Here is a 21,303-nt window from a genome sequence, read left to right on the forward strand (position 1 = left end):
CGTTCTTTGCAGGGGAACGAAGCGCTTTCGACGTTATGGAGAGATCCGGTTCCTGCCAAGGGCGTCCACGGAATAAGACGCCCTTGCATTGCCGGACAATTCACCTTTCACAGAGATGGCGGCCAGTGGAGGATACGAGTGACGGGTGGCGTGCCCGGAGTGCCCGTGGTAGCCAGCGCGCTCTCGACCTGCGCGGGCGTGGCGGTGCGGTTGCGCTCCAGGAACCGTGCCGCGACACCGGCCGCGTGCGGTGCGGCCATCGACGAACCGCTCAGCGTGTTGGTCGCCGTGTCGGACGTGTTCCAGGCAGAGGGAATGCTCACGCCGGCGGCCCAGATGTCCACCAGCGGCCCGTAGTTCGACGACGACGCCTTGGTGTCGTTCTGCGTCAACGCTCCCACGCAGATCGCCTGCGAAACCCGTTGTGGCGACGAGTTCCCGGGATCGGTGTTGCTGCCTCCCGCCGCGACCGCGTACGAGACACCGGAGTCGATCGACTTCTTCACGGCCGTGTCCAGAGCCGCGGAAGCGCCGCCGCCCAACGACATGTTGGCCACCGCGGGCTTCACGGCGTTGCGCGTCACCCAGTCGACGCCCGCGATGACACCGGAGATCGTGCCGGAACCCGAACCGTTCAGCACCCGCACGCCCCACACGGTGGCGTGCTTGGCGACGCCGTACTTGGTGCCCGCCGCGATCCCGGCGACGTGCGTGCCGTGACCGTTGTCGTCCTGGGCGATCGCGTCGTTGTCGACGGTGTCCCACCCGTTGCGCGCACGGCCGCCGAAGTCCGCGTGCGTCACGCGAAGACCGGTGTCGATCACGTAGATGTTCACGCCGCGTCCCGTGGTCGCGTACTCGTAGCGCTGGTCCAGCGGCAACGCGCGCTGGTCGATGCGGTCCAGTCCCCACGGCGGGTTGAGCTGGACGCCGTTGGCGTGCACGATCCCGTCACGCTCCACTGAGGACACGTTCGGGTCGGCCTTCAGCGCACGGACCTGCTTCGCGGTCAGGCGGGCGCTGAAACCGTTGAAGACACTGGAATACGTGTGCTCGACCGTGCCGCTGAACGACGACACGGTTCCGTCACGCATCACCACGATGTAGGACGACGTGGCCGCGGACGCCGGGGCGACCACGACCGCCGCACCCAGTGCGGCGACTGCCAGCAGGGCTCTCACAGGCAGATTTCCTTTCGCTTTGCAGGGAAAACGGCCCCGGCTCGCGGAGCAGAGCCGGGGCCGCACATCTCGGAGCGGGGATCAGCTGGTCGGCGCCCAGTAGAGGAGCCTCGTGGTCGTGCTCGGACCGGGGTTGGTCACCTTGCCGTTGGTGGCGTTGGAGGTGATCGCGGTCGCCACCTGGGCGGGCGTCACGTTCCGGTTGCCCTGCAGGTAGCGGGCCACCACGCCGGCGACGTGCGGCGACGCCATCGAGGTGCCGGAGATGGTGTTCGTGGCCGTGTCGCTGGTGTTCCACGTGGACGTGATGCCACCACCGGGCGCGAACACGTCGACTCCGGCGCCGTAGTTGGAGAACGACGACCGCGCGTCGGTGCGCTCGGTCGAGCCGACGGTCAGCGCCGCCGCCACGCGCGCCGGTGAGAAGCCCGAGGCGTTGGCGTTGGAGTTGCCCGCCGCGACGGCGAACGTCACGCCGCGCGTGATGGCGCCCTGCACGGCGTTGTCGAGCGAGGTGTTGGCGCCACCGCCCAGGGACATGTTGGCGACAGCGGGCTTGACGTGGTTGTTCGCCACCCAGTCCACGCCCGCGACGACACCGGCGATGGTGCCGGAGCCGGAGTTGTTCAGCACGCGGACGGCGATGATGTTGGCCTGCTTCGCGACACCGTGCAGCGTTCCCGCGACGGTGCCGGCGACGTGCGTGCCGTGGCCGTTGCCGTCCTGCGCGACGGCGTCGTTGTCGACGAGGTCACGACCGTTGCTCGCACGGCCGCCGAAGTCGCGGTGCGAGATCCGGACACCGGTGTCGATGATGTAGGCGTTCACTCCGGAACCGGTGCTGTTGTAGGTGTAGCGCTGGTCGAGCGGCAGGTTGCGCTGGTCGATCCGGTCGAGGCCCCACGACGGCGGGTTGACCTGGGTGGCCTGGATGCTGACGACCTGGTCGCGTTCCACGTACTCGACCGAGGGGTCGGCGGCGAGTCTGCGCGCCTGCGCGTCGCTCATCTTCACCGAGAAGCCCTGGAACACGGAGCTGTAGACGTGGCCGACCTGGCCGCCGAACCGGGAACCGAGGGTCTGCGCGCTCGCGGTGACCGCGTTGTCCTTGAGCTTCACGATGAAGCTGCCGGAGATGTTCTCACCCGGTGAAACGCGGATCTCGCCCACTGCCGCCGTGGCGGGCGCCGCGAAGGCGGCGATCATGATCGCGGAGCCCAGCAGAGTCGCTGTCTTGCGCATTGTGCAGTCCTGTTCGTAGCAGGGATGCTGCGGGAACCCACTCGGACTATTGGCGGCGTAATAGTCCCGAGATCTGAACCTGCCGAGTTTGCAACCCGGACAAAACCGCCGATCGGCTGTACCGCGTTCCCTTTGCTGCCGATAGCCTTCCGATCTTGACTCCGTGAAACGGAGGAGTGATGCTCACGATTTACCCACCGCGTGAGGAGCTCGCCGACCTTCTCGTGACGGGCCCGTTCGCGGACGCGTTGCGGGTCGCGATCCAGGTGCGGGGACTGAGCCTGGAACGGCTGCAGCACCGGCTGAAGGTGCGGGGCGCGCCGATCAGCGTGACGGCGTTGAGCTACTGGCAGTCGGGACGGCGCAGACCCGAACGCCCCGAGTCGCTGATGGCGCTCGCGCAGCTGGAGAACGTGCTCGGACTGCCGGAGACCGCCCTGAGCCGCCTGCTGGGCCCGCCCAGGCCGCGCGGTCGTTCCCGCAGACGGGAGCAGTCGGCACGGTCGCCGTGGGACGGTTCGGGCCTCGTGGTGACCGCCCAGCACGACAGGGTCGACGTCGCGCCCTGCGGCGGTGTGCGCGGTGTCCGGTCGCGGCAGGTCCTGCAGGCGAGCTCCGCCGACGTGGACCGCTGGATCCTCTGCCAGGAAACGGGTTCCACGCAGCCCGCGGTCACGGCCGTCCGTTCCTGCCGGGTCGGCCGGATCGCCAGGGAACGCACGAACGGCGTGCTCGTCGCGGAGATGTTGTTCGACGAACCGATCTCCGCCGGGGAGTCGATCGCGATCGAGTACGAATTGATCTATCCACATCCGACTGCGGAGCACACGCATTTCCGGCGGTTCGGCGACCGCGTCCACGACTACGTGCTCGAGGTCAAATTCCCCGCCGGGTCCTCACCCGCTTCCTGTGAGCAGTTCGAGTCCGGTCCCGCCGGAGCGGAAACGTCCGGCGGCGCCCGCCCCGCCCCCGTGGACGACGGGGGTTACGCGCACGCCGCCGCGCTCGACTTCGGTCCCGGCGTCTACGGCATGCGCTGGACCGTCGCCGCGAACGCCCCGGGGTCGTCCACCCAGGGGAAGTGACCGGCACCGGGCTGCACGACCAGGGTCGCGCGCGGGAACAGCTCCGCGAACTCCTGCGCGCGAGAAGGCGGTAGCGAGACGTCGTGCTCGCCCGCGACCAGAAGCGTTGGCACGTCGAGGTTCTGGAGCTTCTCGCGCACTCGCGCCGGGTCGAACGCACCGTCGGCGTAGAACTCCCTGGCCGCCCGCGGGTTGCGCGGGTGGTCGTCGAGCGCCCGCGCCGCGTCGTCCCACCGGCCGTGGAAGAACGGGCTGATCTTCGCGAACGCCTCGGGCGTCACCCTGCCCGCCCAGATCTCCTCGAACCCCTTGATCGCCTCGGCGTACCAGGGCTCACCGGCGCGCCCCAGCGCGACCTCGCGGCGGTCGTCGTCGGTGACGTCGATGCCGACCACCCGCGGACTCGGTGCGACGAGCACGAGTTCCTTGACGCGCTCGGGAAAACGCGCGGCGTAGAGGACGGCGAGCGTGCCGCCGGCGGAGTGGCCGAGCAGCCTGATCCGGTCGAGCCCGAGGTGGCGCCGCAGCGCCTCCACGTCGTGGACCTGGCGGTCGACGCGGTAGTGGCCGGTCTCCTCCGACTCGCCGGTGCCCCGCAGGTCGAGCCGGACGACGTCGTTCAGCGGCAGTCTGCCCAGGTACGACGAGGCCTGCATCGGCCCGCCGGGCAGGCAGATCAACGGATCGCCGGCCTCGCCGTGGTAGGCGAGGCCGACGCCGTCAGCGTTCTGGAAAGTCCCCATGCCGCGCAGTGTGTCAGTAGGAGCGGGGCAACTTCAGCGAGTTTTGCGCGACGAAGTTGAGCACCATCTCGCGCGACACGGGCGCGATGCGGGAGAGACGGGACGACGCGAGCATCGACGCGAGGCCGTACTCGCGGCTCAGGCCGTTGCCGCCGTGGATCTGGATCGCCTGGTCGACGGCCGCCGCGATGGCCTCCCCCGCCGCGTACTTGGCCATGTTCGCGGCCTCCCCCGCCTCCTTGTCGCGGCCGGAGTCGTAGAGCGCGGCCGCCTTCTGCGTCATCAGCCGGGCGAGCTCGACCTCGACGTGGATCTTCGCCAACGGGTGCGCGAGCCCCTGGTGCGCGCCGATCGGGGTGTCCCAGACCGTGCGCTGCTGCGCGTACGCGACGGCCTTGGCGATGGCCAGGCGCGCCGACCCGGTGCCCATGCTGGCGCCCATGATCCGTTCGGGGTTGAGCCCGGCGAAGACCTGCTGCAGTCCCTGGTCCGGCGAGCCCACGACGGCGTCGGACGGCAGCCGGACGTCGTCGAAGAACAGTGTGAACTGCTTCTCCGGCAGGGAGAGGTCCATCTCGATCTCCTGCCAGGTGAAGCCCTCGGCGTTCGTCGGGAGGACCACGAGCACCGGCCCGGTCTTCTGGATCGCGACCACGAGCACGGCGTCGACCTCGTCCACGCCGGAGATGTAGGTCTTGCCGCCCTTGAGGATCCAGTCGTCACCGTCACGGCGCACGCTCGTCCTGAGCTTGTGCGAGTTCGACCCCGCGTCCGGCTCGGTGATCGCGAACGCCATCTTCAGCGTGCCGTCCGCGAAACCGGGCAGCCACTTGGACTTCTGCTCGTCCGTGCCGAACCGGGCGATCACCGTGGCGCAGATCGCGGGCGACACCACCATGAGCAGCAACGGACATCCCGCCGCCGCCAGCTCCTCGCACACCGCCGCGAGGTCGCCGATGCCGCCACCACCGCCGCCGTACTCCTCCGGCACGGCCACGCCGAGGTAACCGAGCTTGCCGGCCTCCTCCCACAGCTCGGTGGTCTTCTCCCCCGCCCTCGCCTTGGCGAGGAAGTAGTCCTGCCCGTACTTCGCACCGAACTCGGAGACGGCCTTGCGCAGCGCGATCCGCTCTTCGGACTCGACGAAGCTCACGATCGATCTCCATTCGTTTCGGCCACCACGGCCAGGACATCTCCGGCATTGACCTGCTGGGTCAGTTCCACGAGAAGTTCGGTGACGGCGCCCGCGTTCGTCGCGAGCACCCTGTGTTCCATCTTCATCGCCTCCAGCACCAGCAGTTCGGCACCGGCCTCGACCACGTCGCCCTGCCGCACGGAGACCCGGACGACCGTGCCGGGCATCGGGGCGGTGGTCGCGCCCGGCGCCAGCTTCGTCTCCGGCTCGGGGAAGCGCGGCACGACGGTGAGGCTGACCGACCCGCGGGGCGAGTCGACCTCGACCCGGTCCCCGTACCGGGCGACGTGGAACGGAACGCGCACGCCGTCCAGGTCGAGCACCACGGTGTCCGCGGTGGCCTGTGCCGGGTCGTACTCGACCTCGATCAGCTCCTCACCGAACAGGAACTTCGCCCTCGGCCGCTGCGACCGCACGTTGCGCCAGCCGAGCGGCAGCGTCCCGATCCTGCGAGTCGCGGCCTGAGCCAGCGCCGCCGCGCGCGCAAACGGTTGCGGGTCAACGGTCCGGGTGAGGTCGTGCTCGGTGAGGAACCCGGTGTGCGTGTCGCCGTTGAGGAACGCCTCGTTGCCGAGCACGTCCACGAGCAACGCGCGGTTCGTGACCAGACCGTGGATCTGGGCGCTCTCCAACGCCGTCGCGAGCTTGCGGGCGGCCGCACGACGGGTCGGCGCGTACGCGATCACCTTGGCCAGCATCGGGTCGTAGTGCACCGAGACCACCGAACCGTCCTCGACACCGCTGTCGAGCCGGACGTCGCCGTGCACCTGGAACCGGTGCAGCGTGCCGCTCGCCGGCCGCCAGTCGTGCGCCGGATCCTCGGCGTACAGCCGCACCTCGATCGCGTGCCCCCGCGGCTGCGGCACCTCGACCGGAAGCCGGGCGCCCTCCGCAATCCGCAGCTGCCACTCGACGAGGTCGACGCCGTGGACGAGTTCCGTGACCGGGTGCTCGACCTGCAGGCGCGTGTTGACCTCCAGGAAGTGGAAGTCCTCGCCCTTCAGCATGAACTCGACGGTGCCCGCGCCGACGTACCCGATCGACTCGGCCGCCGCCGTCGCCGCGGCGAACAGGCGCTGACGCACGTCGTCGCCCACCGCCGGGCTGGGCGACTCCTCCACGATCTTCTGGTGCCGCCGCTGGATCGAGCACTCGCGTTCGCCGAGCGCCCACACCGTGCCGTGCGCGTCGGCGAGGATCTGCACCTCGACGTGCCGCGCCTGCTCCAGCAACGGCTCGCAGAACACCGTGGGATCACCGAACGCCGACTCGGCCTCCCGCCGCGCACTGGCCAGCGCGTCGGCGAACCCGGCCTTCTCGCGCACGATGCGCATGCCCCGGCCACCACCACCGGCCGAGGCCTTGATCAGCACCGGGAAGTCGGTGACGGTCTCCGGGTCGAGCTCGGGCAACGTCGGCACACCCGCCGCGGCCATCCGCTTCTTCGCGGCGACCTTGGAGCCCATCGCCTCGATCGAGTCGGGCTCGGGGCCGACCCAGGTCAGCCCGGCGGCCTGCACCTTCCGCGCGAAATCGGCGTTCTCGCTGAGGAACCCGTAACCGGGGTGGACGGCGTCCGCGCCCGCCTTGACCGCCGCCTCGACGAGCAGGTCGGCCCGCAGGTAGGTCTCGGACGGCGACGCGCCCGGCAGCCGGACCGCGAAGTCGGCCTCGCGGACGTGCGGCGAATCGGCGTCCGGGTCGGAGAACACCGCGACCGTGCGGATCCCGACGGCCTGGCAGGTGCGGATGATCCGGCGGGCGATCTCCCCGCGGTTGGCGATCAACAACGTCCTGATCATGGCGCTCACATCCGGAAGACGCCGAAGCCGTCGGCGCCCTTGATCGGTCCGCTGTGGACAGCGGAGAGGCAGAGGGCGAGCACGGTCCTGGTGTCGCGCGGGTCGATCACGCCGTCGTCGTAGAGCTTCCCGGACAGGAACGGCGCGAGCGACTGCTCCTCGATCTGCGCCTCCACCATCTTGCGCATGGCGGCGTCGTGCTCCTCGTTGTACTCCTGACCCTTGGCCATCGCGGCCTGCCGCCCGACGATCGAGAGCACGCCGGCGAGCTGCGCCGGACCCATCACGGCCGACTTGGCGTTGGGCCAGGTGAAGAGGAAGCGTGGGTCGTAGGCCCTGCCGCACATGCCGTAGTTGCCGGCGCCGTACGACGCGCCCATGGTGATCGTCAGGTGCGGCACGCGGCTGTTCGACACGGCGTTGATCATCATCGAGCCGTGCTTGACGATGCCGCCCTGCTCGTACTGCGCGCCGACCATGTACCCGGTGGTGTTCTGCAGGAACACCAGGGGCGTGTCGCTCTGGTTCGCGAGCTGGATGAACTGCGTGGCCTTCTGCGACTCCTCGCTGAACAGCACGCCTCGCGCGTTGGCGAGGATGCCCACCGGGTAGCCGTGGACGCGCGCCCAGCCGGTGACGAGGCTGTTGCCGTACAACGGCTTGAACTCGTCGAAGTGCGACCCGTCGACGAGTCGCGCGATGACGTCGCGCGGGTCGAACGGCACGCGCTGGTCCTCGGAGACGACGTCGAGGATGCTCTCGGCGTCGAACAGCGGTTCCTCGACGGCGGCCGGCTCCGGCCCGAGCTTGCGCCAGTTCAGCCGCGCGACGACCCGGCGGGCCAGCCTGATCGCGTCGGTCTCGTCCTCGGCCACGAAGTCCGCGAGCCCGGACGTGGCGCCGTGCATCGTCGCGCCGCCCAGCGACTCGTCGTCGGCGTCCTCACCGGTCGCCATCTTGACCAGCGGCGGCCCGCCCAGGAACACCTTGGAGCGGTCCTTGACCATGATCACGTAGTCGGACATGCCCGGCACGTACGCGCCACCGGCCGTCGCGTTGCCGAACACCGCCGTGACCGTGGGAATGCCCGCTGCCGACAGCCGGGTCAGATCGCGGAACGCCCGGCCGCCGGGGATGAAGATCTCGCTCTGCGTCGGCAGGTCCGCGCCGCCCGACTCGACCAGGCTGATCAGCGGCAGCCGGTTCTGCAACGCGATGTCGTTGGCCCGCAACGACTTGCGCAGCGTGTACGGGTTCGACGAACCACCGCGCACCGTCGGGTCGTTCGCGACGATCACGCACTCGACGCCCTCGACCCGCCCGATGCCCGTGACGCACGACGCGCCGACCGGGAAGTCGGTGCCCCAGGCGGCCAGAGGCGACAGCTCGAGGAACGGGCTGTCCTCGTCGATCAGCAGCTCGACCCGTTCCCGCGCGAGGAGCTTGCCGCGCTTGTGGTGCCGCTCGACGTACTTCGGCCCACCACCCGCCAGCGCCTTGGCGTGCTCGGCGTCCAGGCCCGCGATCTTCGCGAGCAGCGCCTCCCTGTTGCCCATCAGGCGAACCCCAATCGTCGTGCCGCGAGCTCGGTCATCACTTCACTCGCCCCGCCCCCGATGCCGAGGATGCGGGCGTCCCGGTAGTGGCGCTCCACTTCGGACTCGCGCATGTACCCCATGCCCCCGTGCAGCTGCACGGCCGCGTCGACCACCTCGTCGCACGCCTGCACCGCCGCGTTCTTGGCGAAGCAGACCTCGGTGACGCAGTCCTCGCCGCGCTGGATCCGCGCGGCGACCTCCCGCGTGTAGGTCCGCGCCAGGTCGATCTTCTGCGCCATCGCGGCGAGCTTGTGGCTGACCACCTGGCGCTTGATCAGTGGCTTGCCGAAGGTCTCCCGGCCCCGCACCCACTCGACGGTCAGGTCCAGCGCCCGTTGCGCCGTGGCGTAGGCCTCGACCGCCATGGTGATCCGCTCGACCTGGAACTGCTGCATGATCAGCACGAAGCCCTGGTTCTCCTCGCCCACCAGGTTCTTCGCGGGCACGCGCACGTCGTCGAAGTGCAGCTCGGCGGTGTCGCTGCAGTGCCAGCCCATCTTGTCGAGCTTGCGCCGGGTGAACCCGTCCTCGACCACCAGCAGCGAGATGCCCTGGTAGCCCTTGTCCCCGGTCCGCACGGCGGTCGTCACGAAGTCGGCGCGGCAGCCCGAGGTGATGAACGTCTTCTCACCGTTGACGACGTAGTGGTCGCCGTCCCTGACCGCCGTGGTCCTGATCGCCGCCACGTCGGAGCCGGCACCGGGTTCGGTGACGGCGAGGCTGCCGATCTTCTCGCCTCGAATGGCGGGCTTCGCGAACCGCTCGATCAGATCCTCGTTCCCCGACTGCCAGATGTGCGGGATCGCGATGCCGAGCGTGAACAACGCCGCCATCAGGCCCGAGGACCCGCCGTTCTGGATGATCTCCTCGGTCAGCGCGACCGTGTCGAGCAGGTCGCCGTGCTCGAACCCGATGCCGAGCAGGTCGAGCTCCGCGGCCTTCTCGTGCAGCTCGCGCGGGACCTCGCCGTCGCGTTCCCACTGGTCGATGTGCGGCGCGATCTCCTTGCGCGTGAAGTCGCGGACGAGCTCCCTGAGCTCCTTGCGCTCGTACAGGTCCTTCGTGATCACAGGAGCTCCTCGGGGATCTCGACAACCCTTCCGCGCAACCACTCGCCGAGCGCCTTGGCCTGCGGGTCGAACCGCGTGCTGCTCGCCACCCCGTCGCCGAGCAGGCCGTGCAGCACGAAGTTGAGCGCCCTGAGGTTCGGCAGCTCGTACCGGCTGACGTCCTGGGCCTCCGGCAGCAGCTCCTTGAGCTTCTCCACCGTGAGAAAGCCGTTGAGCCACTCGTAGGCCTCGTCCGAACGAACCCACACACCGAGGTTCGCGTCCCCGCCCTTGTCACCGCTGCGCGCACCGGCGATGGTCCCCAACGGCCGCTTCACAGCAACACCGCCTTCGCGCTGACCTCGTCACGGTTCACGTACGCCGCCCTGTAGACGCCGAACGGCGTCCCGTCGCCGGGCGGCGCCGTCACGTGGAACCCGGGATAGCTCGCGAGCGCCAGCTCGATCGCCGCCCGGCTGAACCCCTTGGCCCGCTTCGGATCCGCGGTCTTGATCGTCACGTGCAGCAACGCGCTGGCCTGCTCCTCGGTGCCGGCGTCAGCACGATCCGTGCGAGCCAGCGTCCACGTCAGCCCTTCCTCACCGATGGCGCCGTGCAGCTGCCGCCTCACCAGATCCGCCTTGGCCTCGACGTCGAGTCCGGTGAGGACGAACGTGGTGGAGTTCCTGAAGCCGCCCAACGTGTTCAGGCACACCTTGAGCGTGTCCGGCGGCGGCGAACCCTTCACCCCGCTGATCCTGACCCCGCGCTCGTGCGCGTCGAGCCTGATCGTGTCGAAGTGCGTCGTCACGTCCGGCCCCAGGTACTCCGGCGCCCCGATCTCGTACAACAGCTGCGCCGTCACGGTGTCGACCGTGACCGCGCCGCCCGTGCCGTCGTGCTTGGTGATCAGGCACGACCCGTCCTCGTCGACCTCCGCGATCGGGAACCCGGGCCGGGTCACGTCGATCTCGGTGAAGAACGAGTAGTTCCCGCCCGTGGCCTGCGTCCCGCACTCCAGCACGTGCCCGGCGACCGTCGCCCCGGCGAGCCGGTCCCAGTCGTCGCGCGCCCACCCGAAGTGCGCCGCGGCGGGCCCGACCACGAGGCTCGCGTCCGTGACGCGCCCGGTCACGACGACCTGCACACCTTGGTTCAGGCAGTCCGCGATCTCCCACGCGCCGAGGTAGGCGTTGGCGGTCAAGGCTTCTGGGAACCTCGCCTTGAGGTCGTCACCGGTGACGTACCCGACCTTGGCGCCGAGCTTGCGCGCGAGGCCCTCGGGGTTCAGCCCGCCCGCGTTGACCACGATCTTGACGCCCTGGTCGAGCGCCAGCGCGAGGCAGTCCTCCATCTGCCGCAGGAACGTCTTCGCGTACCCCAGCGAGGAGTCCTTCATGCGGTCGCGGCCGAGGATCAGCATGGTCAGCTCGGCGAGGTAGTCCCCGGTCAGGACGTCGAGGTGACCGCCCTCCAACTGCTCGCGCATGGCGGACAGCCGGTCGCCGTAGAAGCCGGACGCGTTGCCGATCCTGATCATCGGCCACCTCCGGGCGGCCCCGCGAACGCCTGCGCGATCGGCAGCCACTCCTCCGCGACCGGCCCGGTCGCCTCGACCGCGAGCTCCTTGCGGTTGCGCCGCTGCGTCACGAGCCACGCGAAGTCCAGCGCCGGCCCCGAAACGCGGTTCTCCGCGTCCTGCGGCCCCCACGTCCACACCTCGCCCTGCGGCCCGGTCAGCTCGACACGCACCTCGGCCTCGGGCGCCGCCAGCCCGTTGAGCAGGAACGCGAACCCGATCGTCCGCACCCCGATGTGGCAGACGTGCTTGATGCGCGCGGTCGGCTCCCGCACCACGCCGAGCGCGTCCGCCACGTCCTGGCCGTGCGCCCAGGTCTCCATGATCCGCGCGGTGGCCATGGACGCCGGGCTCATCGGCGGCCCGAACCAGACGATCTTGCCCGACGCCCGCGCGAGGTGCTCCTGCAACACCTTGCGGCTGTCGCGCCACAGTTCCAGCAGGTCCGGCAGCGCCGCCGCCTCCGCCGCGGTCCTGTCCACGATGTCGCCGGTCAGCGGTTGGGCCTGGAACGCCTCGGGGTCGGTGATGGCGAGGATCGCCGCCTTGTCCGTCCACATGAGATGGCCGATCTGGTGCCCGACCGTCCAGCCCTCGGCGGGCGTGGGCACAGTCCAGTCCGCGCCGTCGACGATCTCGTCCAGCGAACGCGACTCGGCGTCGAGGTCGGCCAGCAGTTCCGTGATCACAGCTGCTCCTCCAGCATCCGCGCCCAATAACGCACGACGTGCGCCCGGCGCTTGGTGTCATCGGCGAGCTGGTTGGCGAGCGCCAGCCCGCGCACAAGATCAAGGGTTGCCTGCACCGCGTCCTTCACACCCGGCCGGGTGTCGTCCACGTCGAGCAGCTCCAGCGCCAGCCCGTACACCTCACGCCCCAGCCGCGCCTGCAGCTCCAGCACCTGCTCGCGCAGCTCCGGATCGGTGCGCGCGGCCACCCACAGCTCCAGGGCCGCGGTGAACAGGTCGCTGGCGTGGAAGTCGGCGATCAGCTCCACCACGGCGTGCGTGCTCTTCTCGGCGATCTCCGCGCGCCGCTTGAGCACCTCGACGCTCTCCGCGCCCACGTGCTCCACGGCCGCCGCCACCAGCTCACCGCGCGTGCGGAAGTGGTGCAGCTGCGCGCCGCGCGACACCCCGGCCCGCTCCGCCACCTCGGTCGTCGTGGTGCCCGACCAGCCGCGTTCCACCAGGCACTCGACGGTCGCCTCCATCAGCTTCCGCTTCGTCTCACGACTGCGGTCGGCCTGGCGCTGCCTCGTCTCCACGCCGCCGAGTCTTCCGCCGAACAAACAAACAGTCAAGCCTGCTTGTAAATGCCCCGAGTACCGTCGCGCCTCGATGAGCATCGTGGAGAGACTGCGGGCCGCCGGCTGCGTTTTCGCCGAGGAAGAAGCCGCACTGCTGCAGGAGACGGCCACCGGCCCCCAGCACCTCGAGGACCTGGTCGGGCAACGGATCGACGGCCTCCCGCTGGAACACGTCGTCGGGTGGGCGATGTTCTGCGGACACCGGATCGTGGTCACCAAGGGCGTCTTCGTCCCCCGCCACCGCACCGAACTCCTGGTGGACCTCGCCACCAACCTGAAGCCTGAAATCGCGGTTGATCTGTGCTGCGGTTCCGGCGCCGTGGGCGCGGTCCTGCGACACCGGCTGCCGTCCGCCACGGTCTACGCCGCCGACATCGACCCGGCGGCGGTCGCCTGCGCCCGCCAGAACCTCACGAACGTGTTCGAGGGCGACCTGTTCGACGCCCTACCGGCGGACCTGCGGGGACGCATCGACGTCGTGGTCGCCAACGTGCCGTACGTGCCGACCGACGACATCGCGTTCATGCCCATCGAAGCCCGCGACCACGAAGCACGGGTGGCCCTCGACGGCGGCGCGGACGGCCTCGAGGTGCTGCGCCGCGTGGCGGCCCAGGCCGTGACCTGGCTGCGGCCCGGCGGGCACCTGCTGAGCGAGACCAGCGAGCGCCAGGCACCGGCCGCACTCGCCGCCTTCACCGCCGCAGGCCTCACCACCAAGCTCGTGACCAGCGAGGACACGACTGCGGTGGTCGGATCGCGCTGACTTCCGTACAATGTACGGTATGGCGTACGACGAGGTCATGCAGTGGTTCGAGAAGTGGGACGCGCTCGCGGTCGCGGGTGACGTCGAGGCAATGGCGTACATGGCGCTGTTCCCGATCAACGCGGTCACCGACGGGTCCGCCACGTCGTGGGACCGCGAGACGTTCCTCGAGCAGATGGGCGCCCAGGTGGGCGGTGAGGTGCGGATGGAGTCCACCAGGACGCCGCACTTCATCAGCGACGACCTGGTCTTCGTGATCACGGACGGCACGATCAACGGGATCACGGTGCGCTACGGCGACCTGCTCACGCGGGTCGGCGGCGAGTGGAAGTTCCAGACGATGGCCCAGGGCGGCTGGGCCTAGGTACAACGGAAGCATGATCGCAATGCAGTACGAGATCAGGCTTCCGTCCAACTACGACATGGAGATCATCCGCGAACGCGTCCGCACCCGCGGCCACGCGCTCGACCGGTTCGAAGGCCTGGGGTTCAAGGCGTACCTGGTCCGCGACACGACCTACGCGCCGTTCTACGTCTGGAACACCTCGGCGGGGATGGCGAACTTCCTGTACCGCGGCGGTGGTTTCCAGGCGATCCTCGCCGACTTCGGCAGACCGGTGGTGCGGCACTGGCCGGGCGTGGCGTTCGTCAGGGGCGACGCGGCGGCGGCGAGGTACGCGACTCGTCAGATCACCAGGCTCGCACCCGAGGCGAACCCGATCGACGCGGTGGCGGAGGCACGAGTGGAGAAGAAGCCCGGCCTGCACTCGGCGGCCGTGGGCGTCGATCCGCGCACGTGGGAAGTCGTGCGCTTCGAACTGTGGGAGGAACACCCCGGGGAAGAGGGTGCCTACGAAGTCCTCCACTTGAGCGAGCCGGAGCTCGGGGAGATCACAGCAGGGTGAGCTGTTCCTGGTCGACGCGCGGCGCCGGCACACCCACCGGCAGGCTGCCGTCGGGCCACACGCCTTCGTCGTCACCGGGCACACCGGTGACGGCGTCGGTGGAACGCCCCCGCGGTGCCAGGCCGTGCTTCTCGATCAACGGGACCACGCGCGCGGCGAGCCGGGCGCGATACCGCTTGTCCACATAGGACCGGTTGCCGTACAGGTACCGGTAGGTCTCCACGAGATCCGGGTGCTCGCGCCGCAACCAGGTGGCGAACCACTCCTTCGCGCCCGGACGCAGGTGCAGCGGCAGCACGGTGACACCCGTGGCCCCGGCGGCCGCGATCTGCTCCAGCAGGAAGTCCAGCTGCTCCACGGAATCCGTCAGCTCCGGTAACACCGGCGCCACGAACACCCCGCACGGCAACCCCGCCTCGCGCACCTTCCGGACCAGGTCGAGCCGCGCCGCGGGAGTGGGCGTGCCCGGTTCCAGCGACTTGTGCAGGTCCCGGTCCATCAGCGCCAGCGACACGGCGATCCCGACCGGCACCACCTCGGAGGCCGCGGTCAGCAGCGGCAGGTCCCGTGCCAGCAGCGTGCCCTTCGTCAGGATCGAGAAGGGCGTGCGGGAGGCGGTCAACGCCTCGATGATCCCTGGCATCAAGGCGTACCGCCCCTCCGCCCGCTGGTACGGATCGGTGTTCGTGCCCAGCGCCACGTGCTCCTGCTTCCAGCGGTTCGACCGCAGCTGGCGCGAGAGCACCTCCCCCGCGTTGACCTTGACGATGAGCTGGTTGTCGAAGTCCTTGCCGGTGTCGAGGTCCAGGTAGGAGTGCGTCTTGCGGGCGAAGCAGTTGTGCGACACCACCCCGTTCGCGATGAAGTCCGCGGTGCCGGTCGAGATGTCGTAGAGGGTCATCTCCCCCAGCGGTTCCACGGACACGACGCCGAGCGGTTGCTGCGACTTGATGGCCACGCCGTCGATGTCGCGCTTGCGGGTGATCGCCGGGTCGACGGTGTGGAAGAAGCGCAGGTTCTCCCGCAGCCCGCCGCGCAGCCGCACGACCCGCACGCCACGACGGCGGCGCAGTTCCTCGATCGCGAAGTCGAAGTCGAAGTGCTTGAGCGCCAGGCAGATCGCTTCCAGAACGGTGGCGTTGCGCGTCGAGAGCCGCAGGATGCTGCGCGAGCAGGTCCCGAGGTAGTCGAACGCGCCGGCCAGGAATCCCTTGAGCCAGTCGGGGTTCGGGGCTATCTGCCAGTGCGCTAGTTCGCGCACCTGGTGCAGAAATCCCCTCCCTTCTCGCACTCCGAAGTAGTCGAGGTACTCCTGAGTGCGGTCCATGGCCTCGATGTCGGCCAGGGGGATGTGGAACTCGGTCTCGTCGTCCACCATGCCGCGCAGGTACCCGCGGCGGTAGTCGTCGGTCACGGCGGGCTGCTCGACGAAAGCCCCCGTGCCCATGAGTTTGTTGCCGGTCGTGAGGTGCGGACGCCGGCCGGTGCCCGCCGTCTCGCCCGTGACGTGCTTCCAGCCTCGGTCGGTCAGGAACCGGTGGTCACCGGACGCGACCACGGACGTGCCGTCCTCCAGCGTCAGCCGGTACGCCTCCTTGCGCGTCTCCCAGTGCGCGAGAACGGTCGTGAGCTTGTAGCGCCGGTAGTTGCCGACGAGCTCGGTGCCGTAGATCTCGTCGCCTTCGCGCAGCTCCGACAACGGTTTCGTGCGACCGTTGCCCATGAGGATCGGCGTGTCCCCGGCCAGGCAGTAGGTGCAGGCGTGTGAACAACCGCGATACGGGTTCACCGTCCACGAGAACGGCAGCGACGAACCCGGTACACCGTTGAGCACGGATTTGGCGCGGACCTCGTGGAACACCACGTCCGCGAACTCAGGAGTTCGTACGCTGCGCACCAGTCCCGGTAGCCCCGGTAGTGCCTGCTGCGGCTCTGCCTCGAGTTTCTGTCCGTCCCATCGCACACTTCGATTCGAACACATGTTCGAACAGCGGTCAAGGAGTGCAGTTGTCACCCATTGAGGTTGCGGGCTTCGTCACGGGCGCACTCTGCGTGTGGCTGGTCGCCCGGCAAAACCCCTGGAACTGGCCCATCGGCATCGCCAACAACATCGCGTTCCTCGTGCTGTTCTGGGGCAGCGGCCTGTACGCCGACTCCGGCCTCCAGATCGTCTACATGGCACTCGCCGTCTACGGCTGGTGGGCGTGGGTGCGCGGCGGCGAGCAGCACTCCACGCTGCACGTCAGCCGGACCACGACGCCGCAGTGGGTCTGGCTCGCGATGGCCGGCGTGCTCGGAACCGGGCTGCTGCACTGGGTTCTGGTGTCGTTCACCGCGTCCACGGTGCCCTTCTGGGACGCGATCACGACCGTCCTGTCGCTGCTCGCCACCTGGGGGCAGGCGCGTAAGAAGGTCGAGTGCTGGTGGCTGTGGATCGCCGCGGACGTGATCTACGTGCCGCTCTACGCGTACAAGGAGCTTTACCTGACAGCGGTGTTGTACGTGGGGTTCATGGTGCTGTGCGTGCTGGGGTTGCGGAACTGGACGAAGGACCTCAAGAGCGACGAGGTGCCGGCGTGAAGGAGTTCGACCACGCCCTCGTGCTCGGCAAGTTCTACCCACCGCACAACGGCCACCACCACCTCATCGAGACGGCGGCCTCGCGCAGCGCGCGCACGACCGTCACGGTGCTGGCGTCGTCGGCCGAGACCCTCCCGCTCGAACACCGCGTGCGCTGGCTGACCGAGACCCACATGGATCCGAGCGTCCGGATCGTCGGCGACCTCGACGACCACCCGATGGACTTCGACTCCGACGAGATCTGGGACCTGCACGTCGCGCTGACCCGCGCCGTCCTGGCCAGGCGGGCGATCGCGGACGGCGACCCCTCGACGGCCCCGGTCGACGTCGTGTTCTCCAGCGAGAAGTACGGCGACGAACTGGCGCGCAGGCTCGGCGCCCGGCACGTCCTCGTCGACCTCGACCGCCTCGCCCACCCGGTCTCCGGCACGGCGGTGCGCACCGATCCCGTCGCGCACTGGCACCACCTGGCGCCCGCGACCCAGCGCGGCCTGGGCCGCAAGGTCGTGGTCCTCGGCGCCGAGAGCACCGGCACGACAACCCTTTCGCACCAGCTCGCCGACCACTTCGGAGCGCCCTGGATCCCGGAGTACGGCCGCGAGCACACCGAGCACAAGCTCACCGCCGCGCGCGCGTTCGACCCGTCGGCCACCGTGGACGGTCTGGTGTGGACCCTGGGCGACTTCGAAGACGTTGCGCACGAACAGGAACGCCGCATCCGGGCCGAGACCGCTCCCCTGGTGATCGCGGACAACGACGCGTTCGCCGCGACCGTCTGGGGAGAGCGCTACCTCGGTTTCCGGCCGGAGATCTTCCCCGGCACCGAACCGGACCTCTACCTGCTGACCGACCACGTCGGCGTTCCGTTCGAACAGGACGGCTGGCGCGACGGCGAACACCTCCGCGAGTGGATGACCGGCCTGTTCGAACGCGAACTCCGCAAGCGCGGGGTGCCGTGGCTCAAGCTCACCGAGGACAGGTTCCGCTCGGGCGTCACGGCCGTCGAACATCTCATGGGGCAGGATGTCGCGCGTGGGTCACGGTCACGGGCATAGCCATGCGCTGAACGAGGAACCGGCATCACAGCGCGTGCGCACGTTGCTGCTGTGGCTGCTGGTGCCGTTCGCACTGGCCACGGTCGTCGGCGCGGCGCTGCTCTACCCGTTCGGGGTCGAGCAGAAGACCGGCGCGGAGATCGGGCTGCACCAGACGCCGGTCGAGGCCGTCGTCACCGGCGTGGCCGAGAACTGCGGCGAGAAGTGCGTCGCGATCACCGTGCGGATGACCGACGGCGCGGTGAGCGGCCAGAGCATCACGATCCCGAGCGTGAAGGGTCCCGGAGCGCCGAACTTCCAGCTCGGCGACGAGGTGGTGCTGTCCTACGCGGGCAGCCAGCCGCAGGCCGCCGAGTCGTACCAGATCGTCGACTTCCAGCGCGGGTGGTCGCTGGCCCTGCTGGCGCTGCTGTTCGCGGCCGCCGTTCTGCTGCTCGGGCGGTGGCAGGGGCTCGCGGCGCTCGGCGCGTTGCTGCTGAGCTTCGTGGTGCTGGTGTTGTTCATCATGCCGTCGATCCTCGCGGGCAAGAGCCCGCTGATGGTCGCGGTGGTCGGCGCCGGACTGATCATGTTCGTGGTGCTGTACCTGACGCACGGCATATCGGCACGAACATCGACCGCGGTGCTCGGAACACTGGTCAGCCTCGCGCTGATCGGCGTGCTGGGCGCGCTGTTCTCGGCGGCGGCGAAGCTGACCGGCCTCGACGAGGACACGACGAACCTCGTCACGCTGCTCGGCACGAACATCGACACGCGCGGGCTGCTGCTCGCGGGCGCGCTGATCGGCGCGCTGGGCGTGCTCGACGACGTGACGGTCACTCAGACCAGTGCGGTGTGGGAGCTGCGGCGGGCCAACGACAAGCTGACGTGGCGCGAGCTGTTCGCGGCCGGTTCACGGATCGGGCGCGACCACATGTCGTCCGTCGTGAACACGCTCGTGATGGCCTACGCGGGCGCGGCACTGCCGTTGCTGCTGGCGATCTCGCTGGCCGGGCGGTCGATGGGCGAGATCCTCACCTCGCAGCAGATCGCGCAGGAGATCGTGCGGACCCTCGTCGGCAGCATCGGCCTGGTGGCGGCGATCCCGGTGACGACCGCCCTGGCCGCGCTGGTCGCGGTGCGCCAGGAGGTCGCCCCGATCGCCGCACCGGAACCCGACCCCGAGCCGGAGCCGGAACCCGAGCCGAAGACCGTGAAGCGCGCCGCGAAGCCCGTGAAACCACGGCCCGCGCGCATCGAGGGCGACCTCTTCACCGGCTACGACCCCGACAAGGGGCCGTGGGAGCGGCCGAGCGGACCGGCTAGCGGGCCAGGAGCACGAAGAGCAGCGCCAGCACGCCCGGCACCACCTGCACGAAGAAGATCTTCCGGCTCGCCGTGAACGTGCCGTAGATGCCGGCGACGATCACGAACACCGTGAAGAGCACCGACGCACCGAAGTCCTGCCGGACGATCGCGTAGATCAGACCGGCGGCGAGGAAGCCGTTGTACAGGCCCTGGTTCGCGGCGAGCGCCTTGGTCGACTGCGCGTACTCGGGCGTGAGGCCGAACGCCTTCTGCCCGCGCGGGGTCGTCCAGAGGAACATCTCCAGCACCACGATGTAGATGTGGATCAACGCCACGAGGGCGAGCAGTACGTTGGCGATGACCTGCACTTGGGTTCCTCCTCAGAGCTGACACACGCGATGAGACAATAGAGCAGTGGGAAGACAACGGCCCGACACCGAGGCGATCACCGAGTCGATCGACTCCGGTGTCGCCGAACTGGTCCCCGACCTCGGTGGACGGAACTCCTGGACGTTGCGGGTCAACGGAACCCCACAGTCGCATGTGGACCTGGACGACCCGACCTACCTGGAGTTCGAGTACGTCCGCCGGCTGGGTCACATCGTCGATCTCACCGCGCCTTCGCGTGTGCTCCACCTCGGTGGTGGCGCTCTCACGCTAGCGCGCTACGTGGCCGATCTACTCCCTCGCGCGTCTCAGCAGGTGGCCGAGATCGACGCGGGCCTGATCGCGTTCATCCGCCGCGAGCTGCCGCCGCCGTCCAGGGTGAGGATCACCACCGGCGACGCCCGCGCCGTGCTCGTCAAAGCCCGTCCCGGCTCGTTCGACCTCATCGTGTCCGACTGCTTCGCCGGCGCCCGCACACCCGCGCACCTGACGTCCGTGGAGTTCGTGCGACAGGCGTCGGCGGCCCTCGCGGACGACGGCATCTACGCGGCCAACATCGGCGACGGCAACGGCCTGCAGTTCGCCCGCTCCCAGTGCGCCACCGTGCGCGCGGTGTTCGAACACGTCTGCGTGATGGCCGAACCGGGCGTGTTCCGCGGCCGCCGCTTCGGCAACTTCGTGATCATGGCCTCGCACACCGGCCTGCCGATGCAGCAGCTGACCCGCGCGACGGCGAGCGACCCGTTCCAGGGCCGCGTGGAGCACGGGACGGGGCTGACGAAGTTCATCGGTGGCGCGCCGGTCACCACCGACGCGACCGCCACCCTGTCCCCCGCGCCACCCTCGGGCCTCTGGGGAACCTGAACCTCAGTCCAGCGAGGTCACGAACTTCGACACGGCGTCCGGATGGAGCTTCTGCGCCATCCGCCCGGCCGGGGCCAGCGAGCCCAGCCGGTACAGCGGCCGTTCCGCCGCCGCCAGCCCCCGGGCCTCGGCCCGCAGCTGGGCGACGAGCAGCTCCGAGAACACCAGGCCGGGCGTGTCGCCGCGTGCGGCGACGGCGTCGGCCAGGCGGCGCAGCTGGTAGACGCCCAGCTCGCGACCGCCCGTTCCCGCGTACATCGACAGGGCGACGTTGATCGCCTTCTTGTTCCCCCGCACGAACAGGCCCACGGTCCGGGCGCCGCGCAGGTCGGTGACCAGCAGGTCGAGGCCGTCGGCGGTGGCCAGGTCGACCTTGCGGGTGCCGAACGCCCGCACGTGGACCGTCGTGCCCTCGAGCCACACCGTGCGACGCGCCTCGGACAGCGCCAGCAGGATGACCGGCACCGCCACGATCGCCCCGGCGATGACACCGGGCCAGCGGCCGCCGATCAGGCCCACGATCGCGCCGAAGGCGAGGGCGACCATGATGCCGCCGATCGCCACCATGCGCGCACGCTTGCGGACCGTCGCCTTGTCGAGCAGGTCGAGAACGAGCTTGTCGTCGCTCACGGCGTCTCTCGCACCGCCTCGGCCACGTCCGACGCCAGGCCCTCGACCC

The 21,303-nt window shown here is 69.6% G+C and carries 20 protein-coding genes and 1 pseudogene; 8 read left to right on the forward strand and 13 right to left on the reverse strand.

Translation table 11 applies throughout. The features are described from left to right. Positions 1-107: 107 nt before the first annotated feature. Together IE307_RS22035 and IE307_RS22040 are read right to left on the reverse strand one after the other, a co-directional pair. A complete protein-coding gene (locus tag IE307_RS22035; RefSeq protein ID WP_308436386.1) occupies positions 108-1,181 on the reverse strand; it encodes a S8 family peptidase in 1,074 nt (357 codons plus the stop codon). Positions 1,182-1,262: 81 nt separating this feature from the next. After that, positions 1,263-2,423 (reverse strand): S8 family peptidase, encoded by a 1,161-nt coding sequence (locus tag IE307_RS22040; protein WP_191300494.1) that lies wholly within the window; start codon positions 2,421-2,423, stop codon positions 1,263-1,265. A gap of 179 nt (positions 2,424-2,602) precedes the next feature. Between IE307_RS22040 and IE307_RS22045 the strand changes: the two genes are divergently transcribed. Beyond that, a complete protein-coding gene (locus IE307_RS22045; protein ID WP_191300496.1) occupies positions 2,603-3,508 on the forward strand; it encodes a helix-turn-helix domain-containing protein in 906 nt (301 codons plus the stop codon). Here the strand turns inward: IE307_RS22045 and IE307_RS22050 are convergent. From IE307_RS22050 to IE307_RS22085, 8 genes and pseudogenes are all read right to left on the reverse strand, one after another. Then, complete coding sequence (locus IE307_RS22050) at positions 3,448-4,251, reverse strand: alpha/beta fold hydrolase (protein WP_191300498.1); 804 nt, start codon at positions 4,249-4,251, stop codon at positions 3,448-3,450. The two genes, IE307_RS22045 and IE307_RS22050, sit on opposite strands and share 61 nt — an antisense overlap. 13 nt (positions 4,252-4,264) lie before the next feature. Then, positions 4,265-5,404, reverse strand: a complete 1,140-nt coding sequence (locus tag IE307_RS22055) for an acyl-CoA dehydrogenase family protein (protein WP_191300501.1) — start codon at positions 5,402-5,404, stop codon at positions 4,265-4,267. After that, positions 5,401-7,248 carry an ATP-binding protein gene (locus IE307_RS22060; protein WP_191300503.1) on the reverse strand — a complete coding sequence of 616 codons (1,848 nt, stop codon included), beginning with the start codon at positions 7,246-7,248 and terminating at the stop codon, positions 5,401-5,403. The genes IE307_RS22055 and IE307_RS22060 overlap by 4 nt, the downstream gene beginning before the upstream one ends. A gap of 5 nt (positions 7,249-7,253) precedes the next feature. Next, the gene (locus IE307_RS22065; protein WP_191300505.1) at positions 7,254-8,804 is read right to left on the reverse strand and encodes an acyl-CoA carboxylase subunit beta; all 1,551 of its coding nucleotides are present in this window, start codon (positions 8,802-8,804) and stop codon (positions 7,254-7,256) included. Next, positions 8,804-9,916, reverse strand: a complete 1,113-nt coding sequence (locus tag IE307_RS22070) for an acyl-CoA dehydrogenase family protein (RefSeq protein ID WP_191300507.1) — start codon at positions 9,914-9,916, stop codon at positions 8,804-8,806. The genes IE307_RS22065 and IE307_RS22070 overlap by 1 nt, the downstream gene beginning before the upstream one ends. Next, positions 9,913-11,435 (reverse strand): annotated as a pseudogene (locus IE307_RS22075) (acyclic terpene utilization AtuA family protein). The gene IE307_RS22070 and the pseudogene IE307_RS22075 overlap by 4 nt, the downstream one beginning before the upstream one ends. Continuing rightward, positions 11,432-12,163 carry a TIGR03084 family metal-binding protein gene (locus IE307_RS22080; protein WP_191300509.1) on the reverse strand — a complete coding sequence of 244 codons (732 nt, stop codon included), beginning with the start codon at positions 12,161-12,163 and terminating at the stop codon, positions 11,432-11,434. Before IE307_RS22080 ends, IE307_RS22075 begins: the two are co-directional and overlap by 4 nt. After that, positions 12,160-12,687 (reverse strand): TetR/AcrR family transcriptional regulator, encoded by a 528-nt coding sequence (locus IE307_RS22085; protein WP_229904988.1) that lies wholly within the window; start codon positions 12,685-12,687, stop codon positions 12,160-12,162. Before IE307_RS22085 ends, IE307_RS22080 begins: the two co-directional genes overlap by 4 nt. A gap of 127 nt (positions 12,688-12,814) precedes the next feature. On the opposite strand from IE307_RS22085, the gene IE307_RS22090 reads away from it, so the two are divergent. From IE307_RS22090 to IE307_RS22100, 3 genes are read left to right on the forward strand one after another with little or no spacing between them, the layout of a single operon-like run. Then, on the forward strand, positions 12,815-13,546 hold the full coding sequence (locus IE307_RS22090) for a putative protein N(5)-glutamine methyltransferase (RefSeq protein ID WP_191300513.1): 732 nt from the start codon (positions 12,815-12,817) through the stop codon (positions 13,544-13,546). 19 nt (positions 13,547-13,565) lie between these two features. Further along, on the forward strand, positions 13,566-13,910 hold the full coding sequence (locus IE307_RS22095; protein WP_229904957.1) for a nuclear transport factor 2 family protein: 345 nt from the start codon (positions 13,566-13,568) through the stop codon (positions 13,908-13,910). 13 nt (positions 13,911-13,923) lie between these two features. Further along, complete coding sequence (locus tag IE307_RS22100; protein WP_191300517.1) at positions 13,924-14,451, forward strand: DUF4865 family protein; 528 nt, start codon at positions 13,924-13,926, stop codon at positions 14,449-14,451. Here the strand turns inward: IE307_RS22100 and IE307_RS22105 are convergent. Further along, a complete protein-coding gene (locus IE307_RS22105; protein ID WP_229904958.1) occupies positions 14,438-16,432 on the reverse strand; it encodes an intein-containing Rv2578c family radical SAM protein in 1,995 nt (664 codons plus the stop codon). The two genes, IE307_RS22100 and IE307_RS22105, sit on opposite strands and share 14 nt — an antisense overlap. Positions 16,433-16,452: 20 nt before the next feature. Between IE307_RS22105 and pnuC the strand changes: the two genes are divergently transcribed. From pnuC to IE307_RS22120, 3 genes are read left to right on the forward strand one after another with little or no spacing between them, the layout of a single operon-like run. Then, complete coding sequence (gene pnuC / locus IE307_RS22110; RefSeq protein ID WP_373306025.1) at positions 16,453-17,031, forward strand: nicotinamide riboside transporter PnuC; 579 nt, start codon at positions 16,453-16,455, stop codon at positions 17,029-17,031. Further along, on the forward strand, positions 17,028-18,086 hold the full coding sequence (locus IE307_RS22115; RefSeq protein WP_191300520.1) for an AAA family ATPase: 1,059 nt from the start codon (positions 17,028-17,030) through the stop codon (positions 18,084-18,086). Before pnuC ends, IE307_RS22115 begins: the two co-directional genes overlap by 4 nt. A gap of 34 nt (positions 18,087-18,120) precedes the next feature. Continuing rightward, a complete protein-coding gene (locus IE307_RS22120) occupies positions 18,121-19,467 on the forward strand; it encodes a YibE/F family protein (protein ID WP_308436388.1) in 1,347 nt (448 codons plus the stop codon). On the opposite strand, the gene IE307_RS22125 is transcribed toward IE307_RS22120, so the two are convergent. Continuing rightward, positions 19,388-19,741 (reverse strand): DUF1304 domain-containing protein, encoded by a 354-nt coding sequence (locus tag IE307_RS22125; protein ID WP_191300524.1) that lies wholly within the window; start codon positions 19,739-19,741, stop codon positions 19,388-19,390. The genes IE307_RS22120 and IE307_RS22125 overlap by 80 nt on opposite strands. Positions 19,742-19,787: 46 nt before the next feature. Here IE307_RS22125 and IE307_RS22130 point away from each other — a divergent pair, with 46 nt between their 5' ends. Next, positions 19,788-20,624 (forward strand): spermidine synthase, encoded by an 837-nt coding sequence (locus IE307_RS22130; protein ID WP_191300526.1) that lies wholly within the window; start codon positions 19,788-19,790, stop codon positions 20,622-20,624. Between the two features lie 3 nt (positions 20,625-20,627). Here the strand turns inward: IE307_RS22130 and IE307_RS22135 are convergent, their stop codons facing one another. Further along, the gene (locus IE307_RS22135; RefSeq protein WP_191300528.1) at positions 20,628-21,254 is read right to left on the reverse strand and encodes a hypothetical protein; all 627 of its coding nucleotides are present in this window, start codon (positions 21,252-21,254) and stop codon (positions 20,628-20,630) included. Between the last annotated feature and the right edge of the window lie 49 nt (positions 21,255-21,303).

It is taken from the genome of Lentzea cavernae (genome assembly GCF_014653695.1).
GTDB lineage: Bacteria > Actinomycetota > Actinomycetes > Mycobacteriales > Pseudonocardiaceae > Lentzea > Lentzea cavernae.